The sequence below is a fragment of the Nocardioides sp. BP30 genome, from assembly GCF_029873215.1.
GTDB lineage: Bacteria > Actinomycetota > Actinomycetes > Propionibacteriales > Nocardioidaceae > Nocardioides.
Genome location: NZ_CP123620.1, coordinates 1,392,332 through 1,418,802, shown reverse-complemented (window position 1 = coordinate 1,418,802; position 26,471 = coordinate 1,392,332). Strand labels below are relative to the sequence as shown.

27 protein-coding genes and 1 riboswitch are annotated in these 26,471 nt (G+C 71.9%); of the genes, 6 read left to right on the top strand and 21 right to left on the bottom strand.

Going from position 1 to position 26,471, the window contains the following annotated elements:
• Window positions 1–213 precede the first annotated feature (213 nt).
• From P5P86_RS06645 to P5P86_RS06610, 8 genes are read right to left on the bottom strand one after another with little or no spacing between them, the layout of a single operon-like run.
• Window positions 214–654, bottom strand: a complete 441-nt coding sequence (locus tag P5P86_RS06645) for a pilus assembly protein TadG-related protein (protein ID WP_280610522.1) — start codon at window positions 652–654, stop codon at window positions 214–216.
• Entirely contained in the window at window positions 641–1,120 is a 480-nt protein-coding gene (locus P5P86_RS06640; RefSeq protein WP_280610521.1) for a hypothetical protein, read from the bottom strand. Before P5P86_RS06640 ends, P5P86_RS06645 begins: the two co-directional genes overlap by 14 nt.
• Window positions 1,117–1,494, bottom strand: a complete 378-nt coding sequence (locus tag P5P86_RS06635) for a TadE/TadG family type IV pilus assembly protein (RefSeq protein WP_280610520.1) — start codon at window positions 1,492–1,494, stop codon at window positions 1,117–1,119. The genes P5P86_RS06640 and P5P86_RS06635 overlap by 4 nt, the downstream gene beginning before the upstream one ends.
• Window positions 1,491–1,679, bottom strand: coding sequence for a hypothetical protein (locus tag P5P86_RS06630; protein WP_280610519.1), 189 nt, complete (start codon window positions 1,677–1,679; stop codon window positions 1,491–1,493). Before P5P86_RS06630 ends, P5P86_RS06635 begins: the two co-directional genes overlap by 4 nt.
• Before the next feature lie 19 nt (window positions 1,680–1,698).
• Complete coding sequence (locus tag P5P86_RS06625) at window positions 1,699–2,640, bottom strand: type II secretion system F family protein (RefSeq protein ID WP_280610518.1); 942 nt, start codon at window positions 2,638–2,640, stop codon at window positions 1,699–1,701.
• Window positions 2,637–3,488, bottom strand: a complete 852-nt coding sequence (locus tag P5P86_RS06620; protein ID WP_280610517.1) for a type II secretion system F family protein — start codon at window positions 3,486–3,488, stop codon at window positions 2,637–2,639. Before P5P86_RS06620 ends, P5P86_RS06625 begins: the two co-directional genes overlap by 4 nt.
• Entirely contained in the window at window positions 3,488–4,222 is a 735-nt protein-coding gene (locus P5P86_RS06615) for a TadA family conjugal transfer-associated ATPase (RefSeq protein WP_446724931.1), read from the bottom strand. Before P5P86_RS06615 ends, P5P86_RS06620 begins: the two co-directional genes overlap by 1 nt.
• The gene (locus P5P86_RS06610) at window positions 4,129–4,755 is read right to left on the bottom strand and encodes a hypothetical protein (protein ID WP_280610516.1); all 627 of its coding nucleotides are present in this window, start codon (window positions 4,753–4,755) and stop codon (window positions 4,129–4,131) included. Before P5P86_RS06610 ends, P5P86_RS06615 begins: the two co-directional genes overlap by 94 nt.
• Before the next feature lie 418 nt (window positions 4,756–5,173).
• Between P5P86_RS06610 and P5P86_RS06605 the strand changes: the two genes are divergently transcribed.
• Entirely contained in the window at window positions 5,174–6,403 is a 1,230-nt protein-coding gene (locus P5P86_RS06605) for an HNH endonuclease signature motif containing protein (protein WP_280610515.1), read from the top strand.
• A gap of 155 nt (window positions 6,404–6,558) precedes the next feature.
• A complete protein-coding gene (locus P5P86_RS06600; protein ID WP_280610514.1) occupies window positions 6,559–7,173 on the top strand; it encodes a PilZ domain-containing protein in 615 nt (204 codons plus the stop codon).
• 28 nt (window positions 7,174–7,201) lie between these two features.
• On the opposite strand, the gene P5P86_RS06595 is transcribed toward P5P86_RS06600, so the two are convergent.
• The 8 genes from P5P86_RS06595 to P5P86_RS06560 form a co-directional block, all read right to left on the bottom strand.
• The gene (locus tag P5P86_RS06595) at window positions 7,202–7,849 is read right to left on the bottom strand and encodes a C40 family peptidase (protein ID WP_280610513.1); all 648 of its coding nucleotides are present in this window, start codon (window positions 7,847–7,849) and stop codon (window positions 7,202–7,204) included.
• Window positions 7,850–7,855: 6 nt separating this feature from the next.
• Window positions 7,856–8,046: riboswitch (cyclic di-AMP (ydaO/yuaA leader) on the bottom strand.
• A gap of 193 nt (window positions 8,047–8,239) precedes the next feature.
• Window positions 8,240–9,043 carry an HAD-IIA family hydrolase gene (locus tag P5P86_RS06590; protein WP_280610512.1) on the bottom strand — a complete coding sequence of 268 codons (804 nt, stop codon included), beginning with the start codon at window positions 9,041–9,043 and terminating at the stop codon, window positions 8,240–8,242.
• A gap of 29 nt (window positions 9,044–9,072) precedes the next feature.
• On the bottom strand, window positions 9,073–10,290 hold the full coding sequence (locus P5P86_RS06585; RefSeq protein WP_280610511.1) for a sensor histidine kinase: 1,218 nt from the start codon (window positions 10,288–10,290) through the stop codon (window positions 9,073–9,075).
• Complete coding sequence (locus P5P86_RS06580) at window positions 10,283–10,978, bottom strand: response regulator transcription factor (protein ID WP_280610510.1); 696 nt, start codon at window positions 10,976–10,978, stop codon at window positions 10,283–10,285. The genes P5P86_RS06585 and P5P86_RS06580 overlap by 8 nt, the downstream gene beginning before the upstream one ends.
• A 44-nt stretch (window positions 10,979–11,022) precedes the next feature.
• Window positions 11,023–11,556, bottom strand: coding sequence for a hypothetical protein (locus P5P86_RS06575; RefSeq protein WP_280610509.1), 534 nt, complete (start codon window positions 11,554–11,556; stop codon window positions 11,023–11,025).
• A 127-nt stretch (window positions 11,557–11,683) separates the two neighbouring features.
• Window positions 11,684–12,589 (bottom strand): non-homologous end-joining DNA ligase, encoded by a 906-nt coding sequence (gene ligD, locus P5P86_RS06570; protein WP_280610508.1) that lies wholly within the window; start codon window positions 12,587–12,589, stop codon window positions 11,684–11,686.
• Window positions 12,590–12,592: 3 nt separating this feature from the next.
• Window positions 12,593–13,297 (bottom strand): L,D-transpeptidase family protein, encoded by a 705-nt coding sequence (locus tag P5P86_RS06565; RefSeq protein WP_280610507.1) that lies wholly within the window; start codon window positions 13,295–13,297, stop codon window positions 12,593–12,595.
• Window positions 13,294–14,238, bottom strand: coding sequence for an ATP-dependent DNA ligase (locus tag P5P86_RS06560; protein ID WP_280610506.1), 945 nt, complete (start codon window positions 14,236–14,238; stop codon window positions 13,294–13,296). Before P5P86_RS06560 ends, P5P86_RS06565 begins: the two co-directional genes overlap by 4 nt.
• An 18-nt stretch (window positions 14,239–14,256) precedes the next feature.
• On the opposite strand from P5P86_RS06560, the gene ku reads away from it, so the two are divergent.
• Window positions 14,257–15,198, top strand: a complete 942-nt coding sequence (gene ku, locus P5P86_RS06555) for a non-homologous end joining protein Ku (protein WP_280610505.1) — start codon at window positions 14,257–14,259, stop codon at window positions 15,196–15,198.
• 24 nt (window positions 15,199–15,222) lie between these two features.
• On the opposite strand, the gene P5P86_RS06550 is transcribed toward ku, so the two are convergent.
• The gene (locus P5P86_RS06550; RefSeq protein WP_280610504.1) at window positions 15,223–19,929 is read right to left on the bottom strand and encodes an NAD-glutamate dehydrogenase; all 4,707 of its coding nucleotides are present in this window, start codon (window positions 19,927–19,929) and stop codon (window positions 15,223–15,225) included.
• A 79-nt stretch (window positions 19,930–20,008) separates the two neighbouring features.
• On the opposite strand from P5P86_RS06550, the gene P5P86_RS06545 reads away from it, so the two are divergent.
• Window positions 20,009–20,485 carry a DUF2505 domain-containing protein gene (locus P5P86_RS06545; protein ID WP_280610503.1) on the top strand — a complete coding sequence of 159 codons (477 nt, stop codon included), beginning with the start codon at window positions 20,009–20,011 and terminating at the stop codon, window positions 20,483–20,485.
• A gap of 69 nt (window positions 20,486–20,554) precedes the next feature.
• Here the strand turns inward: P5P86_RS06545 and P5P86_RS06540 are convergent, their stop codons facing one another.
• Entirely contained in the window at window positions 20,555–20,890 is a 336-nt protein-coding gene (locus P5P86_RS06540) for a DUF6912 family protein (RefSeq protein WP_280610502.1), read from the bottom strand.
• On the bottom strand, window positions 20,887–22,401 hold the full coding sequence (locus P5P86_RS06535; protein WP_280610501.1) for a WS/DGAT/MGAT family O-acyltransferase: 1,515 nt from the start codon (window positions 22,399–22,401) through the stop codon (window positions 20,887–20,889). Before P5P86_RS06535 ends, P5P86_RS06540 begins: the two co-directional genes overlap by 4 nt.
• A 204-nt stretch (window positions 22,402–22,605) precedes the next feature.
• Here P5P86_RS06535 and P5P86_RS06530 point away from each other — a divergent pair, with 204 nt between their 5' ends.
• The gene (locus tag P5P86_RS06530) at window positions 22,606–24,069 is read left to right on the top strand and encodes a hypothetical protein (protein WP_280610500.1); all 1,464 of its coding nucleotides are present in this window, start codon (window positions 22,606–22,608) and stop codon (window positions 24,067–24,069) included.
• Here the strand turns inward: P5P86_RS06530 and P5P86_RS06525 are convergent.
• Both P5P86_RS06525 and P5P86_RS06520 read right to left on the bottom strand, forming a co-directional pair.
• Entirely contained in the window at window positions 24,032–25,342 is a 1,311-nt protein-coding gene (locus tag P5P86_RS06525) for a CpaE/TadZ family protein (protein WP_280610499.1), read from the bottom strand. The two genes, P5P86_RS06530 and P5P86_RS06525, sit on opposite strands and share 38 nt — an antisense overlap.
• 7 nt (window positions 25,343–25,349) lie before the next feature.
• Window positions 25,350–26,111 carry a hypothetical protein gene (locus P5P86_RS06520; RefSeq protein WP_280610498.1) on the bottom strand — a complete coding sequence of 254 codons (762 nt, stop codon included), beginning with the start codon at window positions 26,109–26,111 and terminating at the stop codon, window positions 25,350–25,352.
• Window positions 26,112–26,218: 107 nt separating this feature from the next.
• Between P5P86_RS06520 and P5P86_RS06515 the strand changes: the two genes are divergently transcribed.
• Window positions 26,219–26,470, top strand: a complete 252-nt coding sequence (locus P5P86_RS06515; protein WP_280610496.1) for a helix-turn-helix domain-containing protein — start codon at window positions 26,219–26,221, stop codon at window positions 26,468–26,470.
• The last annotated feature ends 1 nt before the right edge of the window (window position 26,471 follow it).

Below are 26,471 nucleotides of genomic sequence, written 5' to 3'. Positions count from 1 at the left end.
AGTGGGGAGCTCTTGGTTGGCTGTTGTCGGAATCTCCATCTTCGGCAGGCCCCGACACCACCCGGCCATCATCCTGCCAAGCTCGCCACACCGTCATCTGATGAGAGCCCGACGATCCTTGAGGTGGGACGATCCGAGACGGACCTCCGCATCCCGGGGGTGCTCGGCGACGTTCCGGTGACGTGATGCCGAACGGCGTCTGAGGAGGCGGGGTCAGCGGTCGACCAGGACCGATGCCTCGCCCTCGGCTCCGACGGTGGCGTGGGCGGGCGAGCCGGGGATGCGGAGCGGCAGGTGGAGGGGCGCCTGCAGGTGGACCTGCACCCGCTGCGCCGCCGCGTCGAGCGTGACCGAGGCGGTCAGGCCGGGGTAGTGCCGGTAGGCGCCGACCTGGACGAGGTAGGCGTGGACGGCGTGCTGGGCGGTGATCGCCGTGAGGTGGAGGTCGTCGGCGCCGAGGCCACCGGCGTACACCTCCGTCCCGGCCGCGCCGAGGTCGGCGCCCCGCAGCGCCGCCCCGTCGGCGAGCGTGTCCAGCGCCTGACGGCGCAGGTAGGCGGCAGTGGCGTCGACGACGAACCCCACCACCAGGGCGAGCACGAGCGCGAAGCCGATGATCAGCGGGATCGTCGAGCCGCGCTCATCGCGACGCACCGGCCACCTCCTGGTACTGCCCCACCGGCACCACCTGCGTCGCCTCCAACGCGAATCGCGGCGACCCGCCGCCGAACACCAGCGGAAGCAGCGGGATCCGGACGCTGCTGTACACCCGCACGGTGACCATCGAGGTGCCGCTGTGGCAGGGGGCGGGGACAGGCGTGCAGCTGACCGTCAGGTCGAGCGGCGCCTCGCTGAGCCCCTGGTCGGCGAGCACCTGCCGCGCGGCGGCGCGGGCACGTTCCAGCCCGATGCCGTCGCTCGGGGCCAGGACGTAGGCGCGACCGGCGGCGCGTGCTGCTCCACTGACGGCGAACGCCCCACGCTGGACGGCGAAGACCGACAGGAGGATCCAGACCAGAGGGATCAGCAGCAGGATGCCGAGCCAGGTCAGCTCGATCAGGCCGCTCCCCCGCTCCCCCTTCCCGGGCATCGGACGCCGGCGGCGATCGCGGCCGCTCACTCCGTCTCCCGGACCGCGTGCCCGGAGACGGTGAGGCTCACCGCCGGCCCACCCAGGCCCAGCGCCGGGACCCGGGCGTGCACGGTCACCAGCACCGCCGGCGCGCCGTCGATGGTCGTCGCCGAGGCGGTCACGTCGCGGGCGTACCGGTCCGAGACCGCGCCGGACAGCTGCGCGCGCGTGCGGGCCACGCCGTCGCCGCCGGAGTGGCCGAGCGTTGCCGCGTAGCGCGCGCCCTCCGAGGCGGCCGAGGCCAGGGTGTTGCGCACGTAGAGCACCAGTGCGACCTGGAGCGCACCGAGGACGAGCGGCACGAGCACCAGCAGCGCCAGCACGAGGTCGACGACTGCCGAACCGCGCGCTCGGCGGCTCATTTCACCTGGTCGAGCGCGCTGGTGAGCATCGTGTTGAGCTGCTCCTTCGCCACGCCGTAGAGCGCCGCGCACAGCCCAGCCGTCATCACGACGACCAGCACCCAACCGGGTACGTCGCCCCGGTCGTCGCGCTCGCGCAGCAGGTCGTGCCGCAGCCGGAGGAGGGTGAGAGCGAGTCTGTCCATGATGTTTCCTTTCCGAGATTCAGGACATGCCCAGATGCAGCCCGAGGACACCGGGGAAGAACGCGAAGACAACGGTCGTGGGCATCACGAGGAAGACGATCGGGATCATCATCAGGACCTCTTTGCGTGCCGCCACCTCGATCAGCTCGCGACGGCCGGCCTCGCGCACGTCGGCCGCCTGGGCGTGCAGGACGTCGGCGAGCGGCGTGCCGCGCTCCACGGCGACGGCGATGCCCGCGGCGAAACGAGCGACCAGCGGCAGGCCGCTACGTGCGGCCAGCTCGTCGAAGGCGGTGGCCACCGGCCGACCCGTCCTGACCGCCGCGAGGACACGGCCCAGCTCATGCGACAGCTCGCCCCTGCTGCGGCGTACGACCCGGTCGAGGGCTACCACCGGGGCCTCGCCCGCGGCGACCGACAGGGCGAGCAGCTCGGCGACGGTGGGGAACTCCGCCACGATGCGCCGCTCCCGGTCGCGTACCTGCGTGCTCAGCCAGGAGTCGCGTGCCAGGACCCCGAACACGAAGCCCACGACGCACACGACCAGGGTGGGAAGGGCGGCGCTCGGGTCGCGCAGGCCGCGGAGCAGTCCGAGGAACGCCGCGACGGCGAAGCAGACCAGCCCCCAGAGGACCTGCTCGACGCGGAAGTCGAGCACCGTGCGATCCAGGGCGGCCCGATCCAACCGGCGCTGGACGGAGGCTGCTCCGCCCAGGACCCGCTCCACGCCGTCGGCGGCCACCCGCAGGCCGGGCCCGAAGACCGCACCGACCACGGGTGGCAGCGCGGGGGCTGAGGTCGTCGCTGCGATCGCCCGGGGATCGGCGCCGACGTCGCGGAGGTAGGGCAGGACACGCACCGCGAACTGCGGGCGCCGGATCGCCGCGATCCTCGCCGCCACCAGCAGGATCGCGCCGCCGCCGAGCGCACCGAGCGCGGCCCCCACGACCTCAGCGCTCACCGCAGGATCCTCCGCTCGGTCGGCAGCCGGCCGATCCGCAGCATCACGCGGTAGGCGATCAGGCAGGCCGCCGCTCCACCGGCCAGGACGACCACGCCCGCCGCCGAGGAGTAGCGCTGGATCACGTCCGGCTGGAAGGAGAGGAAGAGCAGCACCAGCCACGGCGCCGCCACGGCGAGGCGAGCGCCGTTCACCGCCCAGGCCTGGCGTGACTCGAGCTCGGCCCGGGTGCGCGACTCGGCCCGCAGGTACGACGACAGGTTGCGCAGGAGCCGGCCGAGCTCACCGCCCCCTACCTCGCGCGCGATGCGCAAGCCCTCCACCACCCGGTCGCCGACGGGGTCGGCGAGGCAGTCCTTGAGTCGGTCGAGGCAGTCACCGAAGCGGCCCGAGACCTGGTAGTCGAGGGCGAACTGCTCGAACGGCTCGCGCAACGCCGCCGGCCCGCGCACCGCCAGTCCCGCCAGCGACTCGGGCAGGGACAGCCCCGCGCGGACGGCCGAGGCCAGATTGTCGACCGCCTCGGGCCAGACCTCCGCGAACTCGCGCTGGCGACGCCGCGCCCGCCCGGCCAGCACCCCGACGGGCAGGTAGCCGGCCAGGAGGGCGAAGACCACCGCGACCGGCGGCGTACGGGTCAGGATCTCGCCGGCCAGCAACGCCACCAGGGCGCAGGCGAGGCACAGGGCCCACACGCTCGCCGACGAGACGCCTGCGAGACCGGCTCGCGCCAGCAGCGCCTCGGTGCGCTCGGCTCGTCGCGGGCCGCGTGCGGCTCGCGGCACGGCAACCACCGACCAGCACAGCAACAGGCCCACGCCGAGGCCGAGGCCGACCACGGCACCCATCAGCCGGCCCTGTTGAGCAGGGCGTGGAGGTCGACCCCCACGCGCTCGTACCGCTCGGGTCGCGGAGGCATCCCGCTCGCCCGGCGCAGCTCCGTGCCGTGCCGCTCGAAGATCGACGCCGTCTCGATGACGTCGTTCTCCACCCGCCCCGGTACGGCGACGATCTCGTTGACCCGCCGCACGCCGCGCGCGTCCATCCCGAGGTGGACCACCAGGTCGACGCTCGCCGCGACGGTCGGGATGACGAACCGGGGGCTGATGTTCTCCCCCGCCAGCAGCGGCAGTGTGCACATCTTGACCAGCGCCTCGCGACCGCTGTTGGCATGCAGCGTGCACATGCCGGGGATGCCGCTGTTGAGCGCGAGGAGCAGGTCGAGGCACTCCTCGGCCCTGACCTCACCCACGATGATCCTGCTCGGCCGCATCCGCAGCGTCTCCTTGACCAGGTCGCGCAGTCGCACCTCGCCGGTGCCCTCGAGCCCGGCTTGCCGGGTCTGCAACGCCACCCAGTCCGGGTGCGGGAAGCGCAACTCCCAGACCTCCTCCGCACTGATCACCCGGTCCCCGCCGGGGATCGCGGCTGCCAGGCAGTTGAGCAGGGTCGTCTTGCCTGCCTGGGTCCCGCCGGCGAGCAGGATGTTCAGCCCCGCACGCACGCTGGCCTCCAGGAAGGCGGCAGCCGAGGCGGAGAGGCTGCCGAGCGCGACCAGGTCCGCCAGCCGCGCGGCGCGCATCGAGAACTTGCGGATGTTGACCGCCGCGAAGCCACGCGAGATGCCGTCCAGCACCACGTGCAAGCGATGCCGCCCGGCATCGTCGCGTCGACGAACGGCGTCGAGCGGTCGAGATGCCGGCCTGACGCCTTCAGCATCCGCTCCACCAGATCGGTGACCTGCTGCGGATCCAGGACCAGGTTGGTCAGCTCGTGGCGCCCCCGCCGCGCCACGAACACCCGCGAAGGATCGTTGATCCAGACCTCTTCGACCTCCGCATCGTCGAGATAGGGCTGCAACGGCCCGAACCCGGACAGCCGCGCGACCAGCTCGGCCACCACGGCGGCCGGATCGCCGACCGGCTGGACCGCCCCCGTCAGCGACCGCTCGTCGTGCGCACGCACCACCGCCTCGGCCAGGCGGCGCACGACCCCGAGGTCGCGCTGCGGATCGACCGCCTCCTGCCGGACGGCCGCGCGCAGTTGCGCGTCGAGCAGCTCGACGACCTGTCCGTCGACAGGCCTGACGCTCTCGACAAAAGATGTCGACTCCATGGCCGGACTCCGTTCCCGAGTGAGGACTCCAGTCGCAGCACCGTACGTCGCGGTGTGCTGCCTGGACAGGCCTGGTCCAGACAACTGTGGACAACCCACGTCGAGGCGTCAGTTTCGACGGGTTGAGACGTCACCTTCTGCGGGTCGAGCGGTCACTTTCGGTCCGCCTCGATCCTTGAAGGCGGCCGTTGCTTCGGGTTGGCCTGAGGAAACGAAAAGCGTGGGCCAGTACCAGCGTGGCCCGGTGTCTTGGCCGGGTTGAGTGCCTTGAGCACAGTTGCGTCGGGCCACCATGGCCGTGATCCAGTACGACGAGATCTCCGCCGAACGCGTTTGTTGAAAGAGGGTTGACCACACACATCCGACCACCTAGGCTTCGAACATGCGTTCGAACTGATCTCTCTCGGTGGTGGTCCTCATGCATCAGATCCAGGCGACACTCGCCACGATCGCTGCTGCCCTCGACCAGGCCACGGACGCGAACCCGGTCTTCCTGGGAACGAATGAGAAGAAGGAAGCGCTCGCCGCGCTGATGCGGTCCCGGACGCGGCTGGAGGAGCTGTACCTGCGCGTGGTCGCCTCCGCCGACGATGTGGCCGCCGAGGTCGGTGCCCGCGATGTCGCAGCCTGGCTGATCGCCCAGCACCGGGTCGAGAGTCCCGCCGCGCACGCCACGCTACGTCTCGCCCAGGAGTTGGAGGGTCGGCCGGTGGTCCGGGCAAGGCTCGCACAGGGTCGGTTCAGTCTCGAGCACGCCCGCGTCATCCTCCGTGGACTCGACGACCTGCCCGACGACCTACCCGCCGAGGTCCTCGCCCAGGCAGAGGTCACCCTGTGCGACCTCGCGAGTGAGCACCGGCCCAAGAACCTACGCCGCCTCACCACGCATCTGTTAGAGGTCATCGCCCCCGACATTGCCGAAGCCGCCGAAGCCGCAGCGATCCACCGGCTCGAGGAACAGGCCCAAGCGAGAGCGACGTTGTCGATCACCGACCAAGGCGACGGCATGACGAGGATCCACGGCATCGTGCCCGAGGTCGTGGGTCATCGGTTGCGGACCTACCTGCAGGCCTACACCCAACCCCGCATCGCCGCCCTGGAAGCCGACGGCAGAGTCCAACCCCGCAGCCGGCTCCTCGCCCACGCCTTCGCCCAACTCCTGGAGAACACCGACCCCACCCGACTCCCCGCCCACGGCGGCGACGCCACCACCGTCATCGTCACCATGACCCTGGACCAGCTACAGGCCGACCTCGGTGTCGCATGGCTCGACGACGGCACCCCCATCAGCACCGGCGAAACCCGCCGCCTGGCCTGCACCGCGGGCATCATCCCCGCCGTCCTCGGCGGCAACTCCGAACCCCTCGACCTGGGCCGCACCCGACGACTCTTCACCCCAACCCAGCGCAAAGCCCTCGCCCTACGAGACAAACACTGCCGTGCAGAAGGCTGCACCGTCCCCGCACCCTGGTGCGACGCCCACCACGACCAACCCTGGTCAACCGGCGGCCACACCAACCTCGCCCACGGATCCCTCCTCTGCGGACACCACCACAGACGCGCCCACGACCCCACCTACGCGACGATCAGGCTCCCCGACGGCCGATACCGCTTCCAACACCGGCGTTCGGCGGTTCAGAGACGGTGACCGGCCCTAAGCCGGCAGAAATGTGCACGCGATTGCCAGTACCGCCACGGAAAGCGTGGTTCTCCTGGCACGATGTCGCAGTGACTCCCAGGATATCCAGCTCGCCTTCGCGGGTGGCGGCTCCGGAACCGCGGGTCCCGGCCGATCAGAAGGGCATGCACTCGCCCGACGTCAACCAGCCGGTCCTGCTGCGCGGCGAGAGCGGCGAGTTCGCCAGCCGGGTGGAGGGGATCACCGAGGGTGCGTTGATCTTGGCCCGCCCGTTCGGGCTTCCCCTCGACACCGACCTGGACATCGGCCGGCCGTTCGAGGTGCAGTGGACCTCGGCGGTGGGTCTCTACGCACAGTCGGTGCGGGTCACCGAGCGCGCCATCGACGGCAAGGTCCGGATCTGGCACGCGGAGCCGATCAGCAAGGTCCGGGTGACCAACCGGCGCGCCCACGTGCGGGTGTCGGTGGCGCTGCCGCTGATCCTGGAGTACGGCGAGGAGAAGTTCGAGGCGTCGCTGCTCGACGTGAGCGAGGCGGCCCTGCGCTGCCAGATGCCGCAGCCGCTGCCGACGCCGGAGGAGGGCGAGGAGCCGAGCCTGCGGGCCCACTTCAACCTCGGCGGCGCCGAGTTCGCCCTCGACGGCGACCTCTTCCGCAGCACCCCCAAGCGCGACATCACCGAGCTGGTGATCACGCTCCCGCCCGACGAGCGGACCCGCTCGGCACTGCGGCGGGCGGTCTTCGCCGAGCAGATCCGGGCGCGTCAGCTCTCGCGCTGACAGCGTCCGGACCCGCCGGCGGGCGCGCTCAGGAGAGCCGCAGCGTGCCGGGGAACCAGCCGTTGGTCCAGATCGCTTCCTTGCGCACGTCGGCGCCGGAGTACGGCGCGTGGATGATGATGCGGCGACCGTGGCTCCAGCCGTCGAAGATGCCCACGTGGTAGACGTGACCACCCGAGGTGAAGAACACCAGGTCGCCGCGCCGCATGTGCGCACGGGAGATGTGGCGCACCGCGCCGGACTGAGCCGCCGCCGTCCGCGGGAGGTGCAGTCCGACCGCGCGGAACGAGTAGAGCATCAGACCGGAGCAGTCGAAAGAGGTCGGGCCGGTGGCACCCCAGCGGTAGGGGTCGCCCTGCTGCCGGGCGGCGACGTGCAGCGCGCGTCCCACCCGGTGGTTGCGCCGGACCTTCCGCCGGTGCTCGATGCGCAGCTTGCGCTCGTGCTTGGTCAGGCGCGGCTTGGCGCTCGGGGTGACGACCGCGGCCTTGGAGGTGGCCGTGGCGGCACCGTCCGCCGGTGCACTCGCCGGTGCACTCGCCGGGGCCGCGGCGGGCAGGGTGAAACTCGACAGGCTGGTGGTCGGGGCGCCGACGGCGTGGGCGCCGACGGCCGGAAGGGCGATAAGGCCGGCACAGGCGGTCGCGGCCATGGTGGTGCGAATGAAGTTGGGCATGCGTGGGTGTCCTTCCCACGCCTGCGAGGTGAGCTGTCGGGTTCGGGCGAGAAGGTGCCCGGCCGACGTCCTGGAACTGCGAGACGTCCGGCTTCACCCCGAGCGGCACGCCGGTGGTCCGGCGCCGCCGCGTGGAACGTTGGGTCCCCCGCTCCTGCCCCTGGGTGATCGTCTTACGGAACCGGCTCCGGAAGGGGCAGGACTCGGCGTGTGCCGGGGCCGGTGCTTGCTGGCGCAAACGATCAAGACGGTAGGCATACCAATCAGCGGAAATCCAAACAGGGTGCCGCTGATTCAGTGACGCAGGTCACACGCTAAGCGTGAATCCTCAACTTGAATGCGATTCAAATCACGCGGTTCCGCCTCGACAGCCGGTTCGGTCGCGCCGTCTCAGTCGGCTTTCGGCGGGTGCACCAGGGGGATCAGATCCTTGACCGAGTCGACCACGGTGGTCGGTCGGTACGGGAACCCCTCGACCTGGTCGGCTCGGGTGGAACCGGTCAGCACCAGGAAGGTCCGCAGGCCGGCCTCGAGCCCGCTGATCACGTCGGTGTCCATCCGATCGCCGATCATCGCGGTGGTCTCGGAGTGCGCCTCGATCCGGTTCAGGGCGGTGCGCATCATCAGCGGGTTCGGCTTGCCCACGAAGTACGGCGTGCGCCCCGTCGCGGTCGAGATCAGCGCCGCCACCGAGCCGGTCGCCGGCAGGGTGCCGTGCTGCGAGGGCCCGGACGGGTCCGGATTCGTCGCGATGAAGCGCGCGCCGCCCTCGATCAGCCGGATCGCGCGGGTGATCGCCTCGAAGGAGTAGGTGCGGGTCTCCCCCAGCACCACGTAGTCGGGCCTGCGGTCGGTCATCACGTAGCCCACGTCGTGCAGCGCCGTGGTCAGGCCGGCCTCGCCGACGACGTATGCCGAGCCACCGGGGCGCTGGTCGGCCAGGAACTTCGCCGTGGCCAGCGCCGAGGTCCAGATCGCGTCCTCGGGCACGTCGATGCCGCTTCCGAGCAGCCGGGCGCGCAGGTCGCGCTGGGTGAAGATCGAGTTGTTGGTCAGGACGAGGAAGCGGCGGCCGGTGGCCTTGAGCGCCTCGATGAAGTCGGCGGCCCCGGGCAGGGGCACCTCCTCGTGGACGAGCACCCCGTCCATGTCGGTCAGCCAGGTCTCGATCGGCCGGTGGGTACCACTCGTCATGTCCCCATCCTGTCGCATCAAGGGCCGGTTCAGCGCCTGGGGAGCACGATCTCCACGCCGTCGGCGGCGTACTCGCCCTCGAGCCGGCCGCCCAGGGCGGTTGCGACGGCCCGGGCCCGTGCCATCGGCGCGCCGCCCGTCCTGCGCTCCGATCGGGCGGACGCTGCCCGCACGGTGATGCGCAGGTGCGCCTCGGTGCCCACGGCGAAGCCGATCCGGACGGCGCCCCTGCTGCGGTGGACCACGTCGACCAGGAGCAGCTCGAGGATCTGCTCCACCGGACCGGGCGTGTACGTCGTCGCGGCGCCGCCCTCGATCTGCGCTGTCAGCTCCCGGCCGTGTGCGTCGAGCTCGTCGGCCCAACGCTGGGCGACCTGACCGGCGAGCGCCTCGAGGGGAAGGGTGGCCCCCGCCACCAACGCGCGGCCTCGCGCCGCCGCGATCAGCTCGCCGGTGACCTCGTCGAGCTGGTCCACCCGTCGCAACGAGCGGGCCAGCGCGGTGGCGACATGCTCGGGCAGGTCGTCGCGGACCGCCGCCTCCTCCAGCTCCCAGCGCAGTCCGGTCAGCGGCGTGCGCAGCGCGTGCGAGGCTCGGCGGGCGAACTCGTCCTCCCCGGCCAACCGGTCCTGCAGCTGCTGCGCACTGGCATCGAGCGCTTCGGCTAGCGCGCGCACCTCGGGAGCACCGCGCCGCGGCAGGTCGAGCTCGAACCGGCCCCTGCGGAGCGACGAGGCCGCCCTTGCCAGTCGACGGAACGGCCGGGTGTACCACCCGGCGAGGAGCAGACCCACCAACGTCGCCACCACCACCGTCATCAGCAGCAGGAGCACCAGGTCCGACCGGCTCTGCCACGCGGTGGCACGGACGACCCCGGCATCCTCGCTGAGCAGCACGTACCCGCCGTCGGCGGTGCGGGCCGCCGACCACACGTCGGCACTGCCGGGGTCCGTGTCCAGGGAGCCGGTGTAGCCCGACCCACGGACCTCGACGTCGGGGCCGGTAGCCGGGTGGTAGCGGATCGCCACATCGGGTCCGGCGATGGGCCGCAACAGGGACGGGTCGACGATCCCGCCCGAGGAGAGCCGCTGGTCGAGGAGTGCGGCGAGCACCAGCACGTCTCGATGCCCCGCCTCGCCATCGTGGGAGCGCACCGAGCGTTCCACCGACCAGGTGCGCAGCAGGTAGCCAGCCGGCACCAGGACGAGGACCAGGGCGAGAAGGAGAAGGACGAGCCTTCTAAGCATCCGAGGGGCTGCCCTCGAGGCGGAACCCCACGCCGCGGACGGCGACCACCCGGTCGGCCACACCGGCCGACTCCAGCTTGCTGCGCAACCGCCCGATCGTGACGTCGAGCGTCTTGGTCGAGCCGAACCAGTTCTCGTCCCAGACCTCGGCCATCAGCCGCTCGCGGGGGACGACCTTGTCCCGAGCGTGGGCCAGCACGGCCAGCACCTCGAACTCCTTGCCGGTCAGCGGCACCTCCCGGTCGTCGACATAGACCCGGTGGGCGGCGACGTCGATCCGCAGCCCGCCCTCGGCGCCGGGGACCGCTCGGACACCGGTACGGCGCAGCAGCGCGCGCACCCGGGCCTGCAGCTCGGCCAGTCCGAACGGCTTGGCGAGGTAGTCGTCAGCGCCGTAGTCGAGCCCGACCACCCGGTCCAGCTCACCGGCCCGGGCCGTGACGATCATGATGCCGCCGTCGTACCCGGCCGAGCGAGCCTCCCGGCACACGTCCAGACCGTCCATGTCGCCCAGCCCGAGATCGAGGATGACCACGTCGGGCGTGATCTCGGTGCGTCCGTCGAGCGCCTCGAGCGCAGCGGCGCCGGTCTGGACCCAGCTGACGTCGTAGCCCTCGCGCTCGAGGGTGCGCACGAGGGGGAAGGCGATGTCCTCCTCGTCCTCGACGACCAGCACACGATGAACCACGGGAGAAGGATAGAGGTCACGGCTCGACCCGGCAGGATAAGTCCTCACGCGGCCCGGCGCGGTGTGCGCCGGCGCCTGGTCCGTCCGGCCGCGATCAGCACCGCCGCGGCGATGACCATCACCGGCACGACCGGCAGCAGGACCCGCTCCAGCAGCGAGCCGGAGCCGAGGAACGGGTAGCCCAGATAGGCCACCCGCACCACCGCGCGCTCCACGTCGGGTCCGCTGGTGGGCAGCTGCCAGGGATCGACGCCGGCGTCGCTCGCGGTGAGGGCGCCGAGCAGGTCGCGCGCCTCCACCTCGCGGGTCACCCGGACCCCGCGGTCGTACGGCGCGGGCGGCCGGAACGTGATCACGTCCCCGACACGCAGCTGGCCGACCGCTGCCTGCGTGGAGAGCAGCAGCGTGCCGCGATCGGCCTTGCCGGCCAGGTCGTGGCCGGCGACCACCGAAGGCTGCACCCCCAGCAGCGCCTGGACGCCGAGAAGCACCACCGCCACCACGATCACCAGCCCGCCGGCCACCAGCCAGCCACGGGCCGAAGCGGCCCGCCGGTGCGGAACGGTGGAGATCTCCACGCCGCCGACGCTAGGTCGGCGCTCCGCCGGCCGCCACCCCGTCGGATCCACGCCGGTCCTACAAGCTCGCCACGGGGTCGCCACGCCGCGGTAACACTGCTCCCACCGCCGCTGCGAAGCGACGGGTCTAGTCCGCGCCGAAGAGATCCCCGTGCTCCCGCATGCGATCCAGCACGTCCTCGAAGCGCAGCTGCTCCAGGCCGAGGGGGTCCTCGGCGCCGCCCTCCACCTCGGCCCAGGTGACGGGAGCTGCGACGGTCGGCTGCTCGCGTCCGCGCAGCGAGTAGGGGCACACGGTCGTCTTCGACCCTGCGTTCTGCGACCAGTCCAGGAAGACCTTGCCCGTACGCCGGCTCTTGGTCATCGTCGCGGTGACCAGCTTCGGGTGCTCGCGCTGCAGCTCCTCGGCCACCTCCTTGGCCAGGGCGGAGGACTCCTCGCTGGGCAGGACGGCGGGAAGCCGGGCGTAGAGGTGCAGTCCCTTGCTACCGCTGAGCACCGGCGTGCTGGCCAGTCCGCGGCCGACCAGGAGCTCGCGCGCCAGCAACGCCACCTGGCAGCACTCGTGCAGGCCGGCCGGCTCGCCGGGATCGAGATCGATGACGATCCGGTCCGCCCCCAGCGGCTCGCCGTCCGCGGAGACCCGCCACTGGTGCACGTGCAGCTCCAGCGCGGCCAGGTTGACCAGCCAGGTGAGGGTGGCCAGGTCGTCGACGATCGGGAAGGTGAGCAGGCCGTCCTTGCCGCTGGCCGTGCGCGAGCCCGTGGTCGGGACCGTGGCGGTGCGCACCCAGCGCGGCGCCCGGGACGGAATGTTCTTCTCGAAGAAGCTCGAGTCCGCGACGCCGTGCGGCCAGCGCACCCGGGTCACCGCCCGATCGCGGAGCTGCGGCAGCAGCACCGGCGCGATGGTCGCGTAGTAGTGCAGCACCTCGCCCTTCGTGGTGCCGGTGCGCGGATAGAGCACCTTGTCGAGGTTGCTGACCGCGAGGGTGCGCCCCTCCACCTCGACCCTGACCTCGGCGTCCGCCATCGACTAGCGCCCGATCGCTATCACCGGCACCCGCGCCGGGTCGAGGCGGTGCATGAGCTTCTTCAGCAGCCAGCGCGGCGCGCTCACGCAGCCCGCCGTCGCACCCGTGCCGTTGACGTGCAGGAAGATCCCGGCGCCGCGGTGGCGTACCTGTTCGGCGTTGTAGTCCAGGACGAGGGCGTACTCGTACTGTCTCGGGTAGGCCGCCAGCCGCTCCGAGCCGTTCTCGTCGCTCAGCGGCAACCACCAGCGGAAGCCGCCCTGCGCCTTGTTGCGGTAGCGGTTGTAGAACGGCGAGGCGTTGTCCTCCACCCAGTAGTCGCCCGGCCGGATCCGACGGTAGGGCAGTTCCCGGGTCGCGGCGTGCGGATGCGTGCCGAAGGCGGACACGAGTCCGTAGGTGCCCAGCGGCGTGGTGCCGGTCCCCTGGTGACGGCGGCCGCCCGCGACCAGGCCGCCGTACCCGATGTGACCGTCCGTGCTGGTCAACCGCCGTCTCCAGGCACCGTCGCGCAGCACCCACAGGCTGACCCGCGCGCGGCTCCCCCGGCGGTGGTTGACGGTGACGACCTGGGTGGTGCCGGCGCGCAGGTGCACCGTGACGCCGCCGAGGGTGACGGCCGACGGGGCCGCCTGGGCCGGAGCCGAGAGGCCCGGGAGCAGCAGCGGGCCGGCGGCGACCACCAGCGCGAGCAGGAGCCGCCTCACGAGAGGTCCTCCGGCGCGAGGTCGGTGCGCACGCCCTGGTAGGACGGCTGTCGCAGCCGCGCCCCCGAGGCCAGCCCCGTGCCAACACCGTGCGTCTCCACCTCGACCACCACCAGCGGCTCCACCCACCGCGTCCCCGAGACGTCCTCCCGGGGCACCTCGTCCGCGAACGGGCTGTCCGCCCGTTCGGTCAGCAGCTCGCGCAGCGCCGGGCTGTGCCGTCCGGTGATCCCGCTGCCCACCCGGCCACGGTAGAGCAGCCCCTGCGCCGTCGGCTCCCCCACCAGCAGCGCGGCGAGCCGGTCGGTGGTGCCCTCCTGCGGCCGCCAGCCGCCGATCACGTAGGAGGCGCGGAAGCGGTGGGGGAACTTCAGCCATGCCCTGCTCCGTACCCCCGGCTCGTAGCGGGCAGTACGGCGCTTGCTGACGATGCCCTCCAGGCCCTGCGCCAGGGTGGCCTGGTGGAGCAGCGCGCCGTCGTCGTAGGTGAGGGGAACCTGCCAGCCGCCCAGTGCCCCCTCGGCGTCGAGCGCCTCGAGCCGGGCCCGGCGCTCGGTCCACGGCAGCCCCGTCAGGTCCTCACCGCCGACCCGCAGCAGGTCGAAGACCATGTACGTCGCGGGCCGGGCGGCGGCCAGCCGCGCCACCTTCCGCACGTCGCGCACGTGCATCCGCTCGCCGAGGACCCGGAAGTCGGGCAGACCGCGGTCGTTGAGCGCTATCACCTCGCCGTCGACGACCAGATCCGTCCCGGCGCCGGCCGCGGGGCCGCTGCCGAGCTCGGGCCAGGCCAGGGTGGCGTCGTTCTCGTTGCGGGTGGTCAGCCGCAGGCTGCCGTCGACGTACGTGCCGAGCAGCCGGATCCCGTCCCACTTCACCTCGTGCACCCAGTCCTCCCCGCCGGGGACGTGGGTACCGGCAGTGGCGAGCATGGGACGCATAGGGCAAGGATGGTGGTCATGCGAGCGATCTGGAAGGGCGCGGTCTCCTTCGGCCTGGTCAACGTGCCGGTGAAGTTGTACGCCGCCACCGAGTCCCACGACGTGTCGTTCCGTCAGGTGCACGTCAAGGACGGCGGCCGGATCCGCTACCAGCGGATCTGCAGCATCGACGGCGAGGAGGTGCCGTACGCCGAGATCGCCAAGGGCTATGAGACCGAGGACGGCGAGATGGTCGTCCTCACCGACGACGACATGGCCGAGCTGCCGTCGTCGTCCTCGCGCGAGATCGCGGTGGAGAAGTTCGTCCCGAGCGAGCAGATCGACCCGCTGCTGTTCGAGAAGTCCTACTACCTCGAGCCCGAGGCGAGCGGCGCCAAGCCGTACGCGCTGCTGCGCCAGGCGCTGCTGGACGCCGACCGGATGGCGATCGTGACCGTCGCGCTCCGACAGCGCACCACGGTGGCCGTCCTGCGCGTGCGCTCCACGGACAACGGCGACGTGATCGTGCTGCAGACGATGATGTGGCCCGACGAGATCCGTACCCCCGACTTCAAGGTCGAGGTCGGCGAGGTCAAGGACGCCGAGGTCAAGATGGCGCACATGCTCGTCGACACCCTCTCCGGCGACTTCGACCCGGCCGAGTTCGAGGACGACTACGCCGAGGCCGTCGAGGCGCTGGTCAAGACCAAGGTGGAGGGCGGCGAGGTCACCCGCACCGAGACCTCCACCCCCAGCTCGGGCGAGGTCGTCGACCTCCTCGCGGCCCTCCAGCGCTCGGTCGCCGCCGCCAAGCAGTCCCGTGGCGAGGCTGTGCCGGACGCCGAGGACGACACCGAGGACGACACCGGGGAAGACACCGAGGACAGCCCGAAGAAGAAGTCCCCCGCCAAGAAGACGGCAGCGAAGAGGACGACGGCGAAGAAGACGACCAAGAAGGCCGCCGCCAAGAAGAGCGCCTGAGGCGTCGTCCGGCGGACGACGCCTCTACAGCAGGGTCCGCAACGCCCGCACCGCCACCGACAGCCTGGCCAGGTCCGCGCCCTCGTCCAGGCCGATCTCGGTCAGCATCGACCTCGCCCGGCCCAGTCGCTCCTCGAAGTCCTCCGGGGTACCGTCCAGCTGCTGCGCGGTGAGGGCCGCGTGCACGGCGTGCAGGTCGTCGCGCAGCGATGCGCGCGCCATCGACTGCCACCGGTCCGTGCGTGGCAGCGCGACGATGCAACCCAGCAGCTTCGGCAGTCCGAGCCGCTCGCCCAGCTCGAGGTGCGCACGCACCACCGCTGCCGGGTCCTGACCGGCCGCCAGCGCCACCTCGACCACACCGAGCAGCATCGAGGCCGGCTCCAGCACCGCCACCTGCACCGCCAGCTCGGTGGGGACGCCGGCATCGGTGAGCCGGTCGCGCCGAGCGACGAAGGCGTCGTACTCGCTGCCGGTGAGCAACCGCGGCAGCGCCGTCAGCATCGCACCGAACGGCTCCTCGTAGCGCTCGACGGCCGCCGTCCCATCGGTGATCCGGTGAGCGACCAGCCAGCGGGTCAACCGCTCGACCAACGTGCGCAGGTCCACCCGCATCCTGGTCTGGACCGCGGCCGCGACGGCGTGGTCGAGGCCGGCGATCCGCTCGCGCAGCGTCGTCCAGCCGACCAGGTCGCGGGCGACCAGGTTGGCACGCACCAGCTCGGTGACTGTCGCACCGGTCTCGGCCGCCAGCCGCGGCCAGAACGTCGAGCCGGCGCCGTTGACCAGCTCGTTGACCAGCTGGGTCAAGATGATCTCGCGGCGCAGCGGGTGCTCCTCGATGGCGGCGGAGAAGCGCTCGCGCACCAGCGAGGGGAAGTACGCCGCGAGCAGCGGGGCGACGTACTCCTCGTCGGGCAGCGTCGTGTCGATCAGCTCGCGGGCGAGCTCGATCTTGGTCCAGCTCATCAGCACGGCCGTCTCGGGGCTGGTGAGCGCCCCGCCGGCGTCGAGCCGCCGACGCACCTCGCCGACCGCGGGCAGTCCCTCGACCTCGCGACTGAGCACGCCGCGCGACTCCAGCTCGGCCATCCACTCCTCCTGCACGTGCAGCAGCGAGGCGCCGTTGGCGGCGGCGTTGGCCAGGGCGAGGTTCTGCTGGTCGTTGTCGCGCAGCACCAGCGCGGCGACCTCGTCGGTCATCGCGGCGAGCACCTCGTTGCGCTCCTCGCGGTCGATCTCACCGGTGCGCACGAGCCGGTCGAGCAGGATCTTGAGGTTGACCTCGTGATCGGAGGTGTCCACGCCGGCGGAGTTGTCGATCGCGTCGGTGTTGATCCGGCCGCCCTCGCCACCGGCCCCGTGCAGGGCGTACTCGACCCGGCCGGCCTGGGTGAGGCCCAGGTTGCCGCCCTCGCCGACCACGCGCGCCCTGACCTGCGAGCCGTTCACGCGGACCGCGTCGTTGGCCTTGTCCCCGGCTGCGGCATGGGGCTCGTCGCTGCCCTTGACGTAGGTGCCGATGCCGCCGTTCCACAGCAGGTCGACCGGCGCCCGCAGGATCGCGCTGACCAGCTCGGCCGGGGTCAGCGAGCGGACGTGCTCGCCCAGCCCCAGCGCCGCCCGGACCTCGGGGCTGATCGGCACCGCCTTGAGGGTGCGGGAGTAGACGCCGCCGCCGGTCGAGATCAGCGAGCGGTCGTAGTCCTGCCAGCTGGACCGCTGCAGGCCGAAGAGGCGCCGGCGCTCGGCGAACGACGCCGCCGGGTCCGGCGTCGGGTCCAGGAAGATGTCACGGTGGTCGAAGGCGGCCACCAGGCGCAGGTGCGGCGAGAGCAGCATGCCGTTGCCGAAGACGTCGCCGGACATGTCGCCGATGCCGACGCACGTGAAGTCCTGGCTCTGCACGTCGACGCCGAGCTCGCGGAAGTGCCGCTGCACCGAGACCCAGGCACCACGTGCGGTGATCCCCATCGCCTTGTGGTCATAGCCCACCGACCCTCCGGAGGCGAACGCGTCGCCGAGCCAGAAGCCGTAGTCGCCGGCCACCTCGTTGGCCAGGTCGGAGAAGGTAGCGGTGCCCTTGTCGGCGGCGACCACCAGGTAGGAGTCTGCGCCGTCGTGGCAGACCACGTGCGGCGGCGGGACACTCTCCCCGTCCACCAGGTTGTCGGTCAGGTCGAGCAGGCCACGGACGAACGCCCGGTACGCCGTCGGGCCGTCGCCCACCCCTCCTGTCGGGCGCCGCGCGACGAAGCCGCCCTTGGCCCCCACCGGAACGATGACGGTGTTCTTCACCATCTGCGCCTTGACCAGGCCCAGGATCTCGGTGCGGTAGTCGTCGGTCCGGTCCGACCAGCGCAGGCCGCCGCGGGCGACCGGTCCGAAGCGCAGGTGCACCCCCTCCACCGAGGGCGCGTAGACGAAGATCTCGAACTCCGGTCGAGGCAGCGGCAGGTCCGGCAGCAGCGTCGGCTCCAGCTTGAGGCTGAGCGCCGCGTTGATCCGCTCGGGCGAGGCCGGGACGAACCAGTTGGTGCGCAGCGTCGCGGTGATGTGGGTCAGGTAGGAGCGCAGGATCCGGTCCTGGTCCAGGCTGGCCACGTCGTCGAGGGCCGCCTCGATCCGCGAGACCAGCTCCTCCTCGCGCCGGGCACGGTCGCCGTCGGTCCCCGCGCCGAGCTCGGGGTCGAAGCGCACACCGAAGAGCTCGACCAGCAGTCGCGTGATCGTGACGTTGGTCCGCAGGGCACCGGCGATCGTGCGCTGGGAGAACGGCGTACCGCCCTGCTGGAGGTAGCGCGCGTAGGCGCGCAGCACCATGACCTCGCGGTGGTCGAGTCCCGCGGCCAGCACCAGCGTGTTGAACGAGTCCACCTCGCCGGCGCCGTCCCACATCGCCTGCAGCGCCGCCCGGAACCGGTCGTGATCGGCGACCTCCCCCAGGCCGCCGTCGCCCGCGTAGCGCAGGCCGAAGTCGTAGATGTGGATCGGCTGGTCGGTGCCGATCAGGCCGTAGGGCCGCTCGTCAGTGACCTCGACACCCAGCGAGGTGAGCATCGGCAGCACGTGCGAGAGGGAGAGCGGCGTTCCTACCCGGTAGATCTTCAGCCGTGCCTCCTCCTCCGAGGCCCGCTCGGGACGGTAGACGCCCAGGTCGATGCCGTCCTCACCGAGCCGGTCGAGGACCGCCAGGTCGGCCGCTCCGGTAGCGGCGGTGAAGTCCTCCTCGTAGGCAGCCGGATAGGCATCCAGCCAGCGCCGCAGACCTGCGTCGTACCCGCCGCTGCTGAGGGCGACGGCCAGGTCGTCGCGCCAGCTTCGCGCGGCCGCGGCGAGACGCCGCTCGAGGTCCGGTACGTCGACCTCCACCGGACGGCTCAGGTGCACCACGAACTGCACCCGCGCGGTGGTGGACTGCCCGATCCGGACGAAGTACTCGATGTCGGTGGCGTCGTACTGCTCGGTGAGGATGCGCGCGAACCGCTCCCGGACCGCTGTGGTGTAGCGGTCGCGCGGCAGCCATACCAGCACCGAGAGGTAGCGGCCGTAGGTGTCGGGGCGGGCGACCACGCGCAGCGTACGCCGCTCCCGCGCTGCCAGGCCGGTGGCGGCCAGCGCGGCCAGCTCGTCGACCCCTGCGTAGAAGAGCTCGTCGTGCGGGTAGGTGTCGAGGGTGTCGAACAGGCTCTGCCCGACATGGCTCTCCGGCGTGACGCCGCTGCGCGCGAGCACCTCCTTGGCCTTGCGGCGCAACACCGGCACCCGCCCGATCGGCTCGGTGTAGGCGGTGGAGGTGAACATGCCGAGGAAGAGCCGCTCGCCGACCACCTCGCCGGCCTCGTCGAAGGTCTTGATGCCCACGTGGTCGAGGTAGCCGGGGTGACCGACGGTCGAGCGCGAGTTGGCCTTCGCCAGCACCAGGACCGTCCTCTCGGTCGCCTTGGCCCGCACCAGCTCCGGCATCCGTCCGGCCTCCGCCTCCTGCGGAGGGTCGTTGCGCAGGATGCCCAGCCCGGTCCCGGCGAGACCGCGCAGGAACTCCGGTGCGCCGGGCGTGCCCTCGAGGCGGTAGTCGCGCGCGCCGAGGAAGGTGAACCGGCCCTCCGCCAGCCACTCCAGCAGCGCCGCCGCCTCCTCGGCCTCCCGCGCGGGGATACCGGCCGGCGTCTCGCTGCGCAGCGAAGCGGCGGTGGTGGCGACCCGTTCGAGGATCTTCCCGGTGTCCTCGACCGCCTCCCGCACGTCCTCCAGCACCCGCTGCAGGTCCGCCACCAGCTCGTCGATCTCACCGTCGGGGACCCGGTCGGTCTCCACGTGCATCCACGATTCGCGCACGACGCCCTCGGGCGGCTGGGCCGCCGCGTCGGTGACGGGCTCGATCCGCTTCAGCTCGCCGGCGATGTCGCGCTCCACGTCGAAGACCGGGTGGATGACCAGGTGCACGTCGCGCCGCTGCCGGCTGAGCTCCATCGTCACCGAGTCCACCAGGTAGGGCATGTCGTCGACCACGATCTCCACGACGGTGCGACCGGCCGCACTCCAGCCCTGACCCCCGGGGCCGTCGGACGGCGTGCAGATCCGCACCCGTGCGGTCCCCTGCGGTCGGGTCTGCGCCAGATCGAGGTGGGACTCGAGCGCTCCCTGCAGGTCTGCGGGGCTGCGCGAGTCGACATCCTCGCGGTCGACGTGGCGGACATAGGCATCCAGGAGCTGCGTCGTCGTTGACACGGCTCCGACACTAGACCCGGTCGCGAGACGCGCGACGCCGGGGGCCGACACGAGCCGAGCGGACGGGCATGATGTCGCCATGAGCACCACGGTGACCTTCGACATGACCTACGACGCGCCGCTGGCGACGGTGACAGCGATGCTCGCGGACGAGTCGTTCCGCGAGCAGGTGTGCGCCGCCCAGCACGCGACCTCCCAGACGGTCTCGATCACCGGCATCCCCGGCACCGTGGACATCGCCTACACCCAGGAGACGGCAGGCGTTCCGTCCTTCGCGAAGAAGTTCGTCGGGAGCACCGTGTCGATCAAGCAGCACGAGACGTGGTCCACGCCGCTCGCCGCGACCCTCGACATCGACGCCGGCGTGCCGATCGCGGTGGTCAAGGGCTCCATCGCGCTCGACGACCGCGGCGCGCAGACCGTCGAGACGGTCACCCTGCAGGTCACGGTGAAGGTGCCGCTGGTCGGCGGCAAGATCGAGACGCTGGTGACCGACATGATCCGCAAGGCGCTGACCAAGGAGCAGGCGGTCGGCAAGGCCTACCTCGCCGCTTGAGCCGTCACCTTCGGCGGGTCGAGTGGCCGGCTCGCCGGCCACTCGACCCGCCGAAGGTGACCTCTCGGGCTAGAGCAGGTCGGGGACCTCCTGGGTGGCGAACCAGCCCAGGTCCTCCTCGGTGTCGTCACCGGGCTGCCGGTCCGCCACGTCGCCGTGCACGGCGACCACGTCGGCCCAGTCAGCGGGAGCGTAGGTCGACTCGACCACGACCACGAACCGGCGCCCGGGCGCGGTGAGCATGGCGGCGGACGCGTCGGCCGCCGACATGAGGGCGGCGTACTCGCCCTCCTCGGTGTCGTCCGGCGCCTCGAACGCCTCCGCCAGCGCGGCGGCGGGGATCGACCGCGCGGCATGCCAGGCGGCCAGCGCGGAGGAGGTGGCGGGGACGTAGATGCGTGTCATGAGTCGCTCTTCTTCTTGCGGCCGCGCGGCACCTGATGGCGACCGCCGTTGACGGTGTCGAGCAGCTCGTCGAGGGCCTCGAGGAAGCACTGGCCCACCACGTCGGCGTCCGGGACGAGATCCCGGTCGGCGGTGATGCCGAAGAAGACCCGGCCGTCGTAGGAGGTCACCCCGACCGCCATGGCCTGTCCCGGCAGCAGCGGGTTGACGGGATAGCTGGCGAGCAGGGTGGCGCCGGCGGCGTAGCGCGGCGTCTGCGGACCCGGCACGTTGGTCACGCTGACCTGGAAGCCGTGCGGATCGGCCTCGGCGGCGACGCGCGCACCGACCGCATGGAACGTCGTGGGTGCGAAGCCGGTGATGCCGGTCAGGTGCTCGGCCGGGATCGCGCGGCCGGTCTGCTTGTGGGTCTCGAAGGAGTAGGACACCTGGTGCAGACGGACCACGGCACTGGGCTCCCCCACCGGGAGATCGACGTAGTGCGCGGTGACCGGCGCGCCCAGCGAGGTGTTCTCCAGCAGGTCGTCGTTGACGCTGATCGGCACCAGCGCCCGGACCTGCCGCAGTCCGGCGAGCGACTCGGCGCGGGTCATCAGCCAGCCGCGCAGGCCGCCGGTGACGACCGCCAGGATGACGTCGTTGACGGTGCCGCCGTGCGTGTCGCGGACCTTGCGGTAGTCGGCCAGCGAGGTCTCCAGCGCCACGATCAGGCGCTGCTGGGACAGGCTCCCCGCCAGCGGGGTGGCGCGATCCTGGCGACGGCCGGTGAGCGCCTCGGCGATGGTCAACGCGCGACCGGCCACGTCGGTGGCGATCCGCAGCAGCGAGCCGGCGGTGCGCCGGGCGGTCGAGGACAGCGTGTCGACGTCGGTGAGCGAGTCCTTGACGGCGCCGATCACCAGCGAGGTGCCGCTCTCCCGGCGTGGCTTCCAGGCGTCCTCGGCGAGCGGCTTGGGCGCGCTGCCGACGTCGAGCAGCAACTGGCCGAGGTCGACGGTGTGCACGCCGTCGACCAGGGCCTGGTGCACCTTGGTCAGCAGCGCGACACGACCTTCGGCAAGCCCCTCGACGTAGTAGATCTCCCACAGCGGCCGACCGCGATCCAGCGGGCGGGAGACGATCCGGCCGACCAGGTCGCGCAACTGGTCGAGCGAGCCCGGACGCGGTACGGCGGAACGGCGGACGTGGTACTCGATGTCGAAGCGCTCGTCGTCGACCCAGACCGGGTTCGCCAGTCGACCCGGCACCAGCTGCACGCGCTGGCGGTAGCGCGGCACGAACGAGAGCCGATCGCCGACCAGGTCCAGGAGGGTCTCGTAGTCGAACCCGCTCTCCCCCGGCTCCAGGATCTCGATGCTGGCCAGGTGGTGCGGCGCGGTCAGCGTCTCCTGGGTGAGGAAGGCCAGGTCCCGTGCGGAGAGCCGATCGACCATCCCGCCTCCCCCTTGTTCTCGACCGTCGTCGTTCTCGACCTCGTCCTCGACCCGCATGGCCGAGGACTTGGCTGCCATGCGATTCTGACAGACATGCGTCCACTGATGGCGACCTCGGCGCTGCCACTCGGCACCGCCGACTCGCATGCCGCCTGCGGTCACCCGGCCTCCAACGATGCCGACGGCGGTGCCGCTATGGCCAGGGCGCGACGTGTAACGGACATCACTCGTGCCGGCGGCCCGCTCGCGAGGCCCCACCGCGCGGACCGGGTGCGGTAGACCGTGGGCGGTGACGTCACCCCGCTCGCGCACGGCATCGGCGGGCGCCAGGACCTGCCGGTCCCGCTCGAGACGGCCATCATCGCGGCGGTCGCCGCGCTGGTGATCAGCTTCGTCGTCCTCGCCTGGACCGTACGTCGCCAGCACGGCGCGGTCGTCTCTGCTCCGGCACCGGCGGACACGCCGGTCGGTGTCGGTGCCCGTGCGGCGGGGGTCGGCACGGCCGACCCGGGGACCGCAGCCGGGGTCGGGGACGCAGCGGGTCCCGCGCCGACGCGGCGTACCGGTCGGTCCGACGGTTTCGTCGCCCGGATCGGCGCACTCGTCGACTCCACCGGCTGGCGGGCCGCCCTGCGGGTGGTCGGCCTGCTGTTCTTCGCCTACACCGTGATGGTGTCGGTCTTCGGCCAGGACCTTGAGATCAACCCGGTCTTCGGCATCTTCTACATCTGGTGGTGGGTCGGCCTGGTGCCGCTCTCGTTGCTGTTCGGGCCGGTGTGGAAGGCGGTCAGCCCGGTCCGGACGATCAACGCCGGCCTGAACTGGCTGCGACGCGACGACGAGGGCCTCTACGAGTACGACGAGGCCAGGATCGGCTACTGGCCCGCCGTCGTCGGTCTGCTGGCGTTCACCTGGATGGAGCTGATCTACCCGCACAACTCCTACCTCGGGCCGGTCCGGCTGTGGATGGCGATCTACCTCGCGGTGATGCTCATCGGGGGCCAGCTGTGGGGCGAGCGGTTCTACGAGAACGCCGACCCGTTCGAGGTCTACTCCTCGCTCGTGGCGAAGCTCTCCGTCTGGGGACGTGACGGCGAAGGCCGGCTGGAGGTGCGCTCGCCGCTGACCAACCTGGACACCCTGATGCCGCACACCGGCCTGGTGGCGGTGGTGTCGGTGCTGTTCGGCACGATCGTCTTCGATTCCTTCCGCGAGGCGGTCCCCTGGCTGAAGTTCACCCAGGGCGACAACATCGTGGCCCGGCACGCCTACGTCGCCGACAACGTCGCGCTCCTCGCCTTCCCCCTCGCGGTCGGCGTCTTCTTCTGCGTCGGCACGATGCTCACCGGCGTCGGTGAGGGCTTCGACCGGCGGCGGCTGCCAGGGCTGCTCGCGCCGTCCGTGGTGCCGATCGTGGTCGGCTACGTCGTCGCCCACTACATGAGCTACTGGTGGGAGGGCGGTCAGGCCACCCTGGTGCAGGTGAGCGACCCGTTCAGCAACGGCGCCAACTGGTTCGGCACCGGTGACCTCAAGGTCGACTACTTCTTCGCCTACCACCCCACCCTGCTGGCGAACCTGAAGGTGCTCGCTGTCGTGGTCGGTCACATCCTCGGCGTGATGTCCTCGCACAGGCGCGCCATCGCGGTGCTGCCTCGGCGCCACATGGTCACCGGCCAGATCCCGCTCCTGGTCACGATGATCGGCTTCACCGTCGGCGGCCTCTACCTGCTCTTCGCCGCCTAGCCCGGGATCCGCGCGACGCTGCGGCGTCCGCCGTCTCCGGCACCAGGTGGCCCGCGAGCTCGCCGACCGCCTTGGCCAGCGCGGAGTCCGGCGCCACCTCCGTCAGCGTGCGGCCGGCGACCAGTGCCCGGTCCACGGCGGCGCGGTCCTCGGGCAGGAAGTGCAGACCGACCGGTCGCAGCACTGCGCCGACCATGCCGGCGATGTCGTCCTCTCCCCAACCCAGACTGGGCCGCATCCGGTTGATCACGACCCGTACCGGCACCCCCGGCACCCGATCGCGCAGATCCACCAGCCCCCGGGCCAGCCGGCTCAGCCCGACCGGGTCGGCCGACCCGACCACGAGCAGCTCGTCGGCGGCCTCCAACGCCTCCAGCGTGAGCTGGTTGCGGCCCGCGCGAGTGCCCGGGTCGATCGGCTCCTCCAGGCTGAACCCGGTGTCGACGACCACGTCCCCGACACCTTGACCCTGCACCAGCAGCTCGGTGAGGACGCCGCGACGCAGCTCGGTCCATCGATCCGGCCGGGGCAGGCCGGTCAGGACCGCCAGGTGGGAGCCGAGCAGTCGGGCGGCCGGACCGAGGCCGGACCGCGAGGCCGCCAGCAGGCCGGAGACCTCGTCCAGGATGCCGAGCTGCTGAGCGATGGCGCCGCCGTACGGGTCGGCGTCGACGAGCAGCACCGGTCGGGGGCGGCGTGCGATGGACGCGGCGAGGGCCGCCGCGACGGTGCTGCGTCCGGGTGCACCCGCCGGACCCCAGACCGCTACCAGTCGACCCGCCACCGGGCCGCCCGGGCCACTCGGGCCGCCTGGGCCACCCGCGTCGTCCGGGTCGCCCGGCTCGAGGACGGCGGCGGACTCGCCGTCCCGCGGACGCGTCGTCGCTCCCCGATCGGTGACCGGTCGATCGGCGACGGGTCGACCGGCGGCGAGGATCGCTGTCGGCAGCGTCCCGAGATCGTCCTCGGTCACCACCTGGCCGATGCCGGCGCGGCCGGCTGCGCCGCGGGCGGCGTCCTGTTGCGTCCCGGCCGCAAGCACGCCGATGGGATGCACGCCGTGGTGCCGCAGCGCCTCCACCGTGCGGGCGTCGACGCCGGGGGCGTCGAGGGCGATCACCGCCGCCTCGGACTGGCCGGCCGAGGCGGCAGCGAGGAGATCGTCGACATCGACGCAGCGACGGAGCACGACCACCCGCGGTGCACGCTCGAGGACCGCCAGCGCGTCGGTCTCCCAAGCGGCGCCGGCGGCGAGGATGAGGACCGGGACCATCGTCGGCTCACCCTGCCGGCCGCAGCACGACGGTGACGGTCGGGTCGGACGATCCGGCCAGCAGGGCGAAGAACTCCTGCGCCGTCTTGTCCGGCACCGCCACGGTGAGCTGCCGCTGGGTCTGGCCGCTGCCGAAGACGTCGTCCGCACCCGACACCGCGACCACCGTCACCCCGCTCAGCGCGGGTTGCGCGGCGTCCGCGTCCCGGCCCCCGCGCTCACCCCCGGCAGTCACCCCGGTCGCCCCGGTCGCACCGGTCGCACCGGTCGCACCGGTCGCACCGGTGGACACGACGTACACGTCGACCACGGACCCGGTGGCGACCGTCGGCGGCACCTGGGCCGGGTCGACGGCGAGCGGGAGCTGGACGACGTCGCTGCTCGCGCCGACCGAGACCGCCGAGCGGGGCAACAGCTCCCCGTGGCCCACCGCACGCCCCAGCAGGAGCCGTGCGGGCAGCTCGGCGTCGGCGCGGTAGTACCCGGCCAGGTCACCCGGCGCCTCGACGTGCACCCGGTGCACCTCCAGGTCGGCCGTGCTCAACGTGGCGCCGGCCCCCTCGTCGGACTTCACCGCCCACACCGGGACGGTGCGGTCGGCGGCACCGAGCACGCGGACCCCCGCGACGACGCAGGCGGCGACGATGGCGATGCCGATCCACAGCCGCGGATCGCGCCAACCCGGCCTCGAGGCGCGTACGGCGGCGGGCGGCGACGTGGCGCCGGGGCCGGCCGGCGCGGAGGCTGGGCTCCCGAGAAGACCTGTCACATCCCGATCATCACCAGCTGGCAAGTCCGGTAAACCTGCTGCTTCGACTATCCACAGGCCCGAGCGCCGCGCTGCGCCACGCCGCACGGAGATGGGATCATGGCCGCATGCCGGGGACCCCACGCTTCCTGACCCTCGCCGATGTCGCGGAGACGCTGAACACGTCCTCCGCGCAGGTCTACGCGCTCGTGCGCCGCGGCGACCTGCCCGCCATCAAGATCGGTGGCCGCGGTCAGTGGCGGGTCGAGGCGAGCGCGCTGGAGGACTACATCCAGCGGCTCTACGCCGAGACCAAGACGTTCGTGGCCGAGCACCCCTTCATCGAGACACCCGAGAGCGTTGCCCTCGAGGGCGAGTGAG

Excerpts from the sequence above, each read along its gene's own strand:
- P5P86_RS06535 (WP_280610501.1), bottom strand. The coding sequence starts at position 22,401 with ATGGCAGCCAAGTCCTCGGCCATGCGGGTCGAGGACGAGGTCGAGAAC.
- P5P86_RS06635 (WP_280610520.1), bottom strand. The coding sequence starts at position 1,494 with ATGAGCCGCCGAGCGCGCGGTTCGGCAGTCGTCGACCTCGTGCTGGCG.
- P5P86_RS06620 (WP_280610517.1), bottom strand. The coding sequence starts at position 3,488 with ATGGGTGCCGTGGTCGGCCTCGGCCTCGGCGTGGGCCTGTTGCTGTGC.
- P5P86_RS06515 (WP_280610496.1), top strand. The coding sequence starts at position 26,219 with ATGCCGGGGACCCCACGCTTCCTGACCCTCGCCGATGTCGCGGAGACG.
- P5P86_RS06600 (WP_280610514.1), top strand. The coding sequence starts at position 6,559 with ATGCACTCGCCCGACGTCAACCAGCCGGTCCTGCTGCGCGGCGAGAGC.
- P5P86_RS06590 (WP_280610512.1), bottom strand. The coding sequence starts at position 9,043 with ATGACGAGTGGTACCCACCGGCCGATCGAGACCTGGCTGACCGACATG.
- P5P86_RS06615 (WP_446724931.1), bottom strand. The coding sequence starts at position 4,222 with ATGCGCGCCGCGCGGCTGGCGGACCTGGTCGCGCTCGGCAGCCTCTCC.
- P5P86_RS06545 (WP_280610503.1), top strand. The coding sequence starts at position 20,009 with ATGAGCACCACGGTGACCTTCGACATGACCTACGACGCGCCGCTGGCG.
- P5P86_RS06605 (WP_280610515.1), top strand. The coding sequence starts at position 5,174 with ATGCATCAGATCCAGGCGACACTCGCCACGATCGCTGCTGCCCTCGAC.
- P5P86_RS06595 (WP_280610513.1), bottom strand. The coding sequence starts at position 7,849 with ATGCCCAACTTCATTCGCACCACCATGGCCGCGACCGCCTGTGCCGGC.
- P5P86_RS06630 (WP_280610519.1), bottom strand. The coding sequence starts at position 1,679 with ATGGACAGACTCGCTCTCACCCTCCTCCGGCTGCGGCACGACCTGCTG.
- P5P86_RS06585 (WP_280610511.1), bottom strand. The coding sequence starts at position 10,290 with ATGCTTAGAAGGCTCGTCCTTCTCCTTCTCGCCCTGGTCCTCGTCCTG.
- ku (WP_280610505.1), top strand. The coding sequence starts at position 14,257 with ATGCGAGCGATCTGGAAGGGCGCGGTCTCCTTCGGCCTGGTCAACGTG.
- P5P86_RS06610 (WP_280610516.1), bottom strand. The coding sequence starts at position 4,755 with ATGGAGTCGACATCTTTTGTCGAGAGCGTCAGGCCTGTCGACGGACAG.
- ligD (WP_280610508.1), bottom strand. The coding sequence starts at position 12,589 with ATGGCGGACGCCGAGGTCAGGGTCGAGGTGGAGGGGCGCACCCTCGCG.
- P5P86_RS06540 (WP_280610502.1), bottom strand. The coding sequence starts at position 20,890 with ATGACACGCATCTACGTCCCCGCCACCTCCTCCGCGCTGGCCGCCTGG.
- P5P86_RS06525 (WP_280610499.1), bottom strand. The coding sequence starts at position 25,342 with ATGGTCCCGGTCCTCATCCTCGCCGCCGGCGCCGCTTGGGAGACCGAC.
- P5P86_RS06560 (WP_280610506.1), bottom strand. The coding sequence starts at position 14,238 with ATGCGTCCCATGCTCGCCACTGCCGGTACCCACGTCCCCGGCGGGGAG.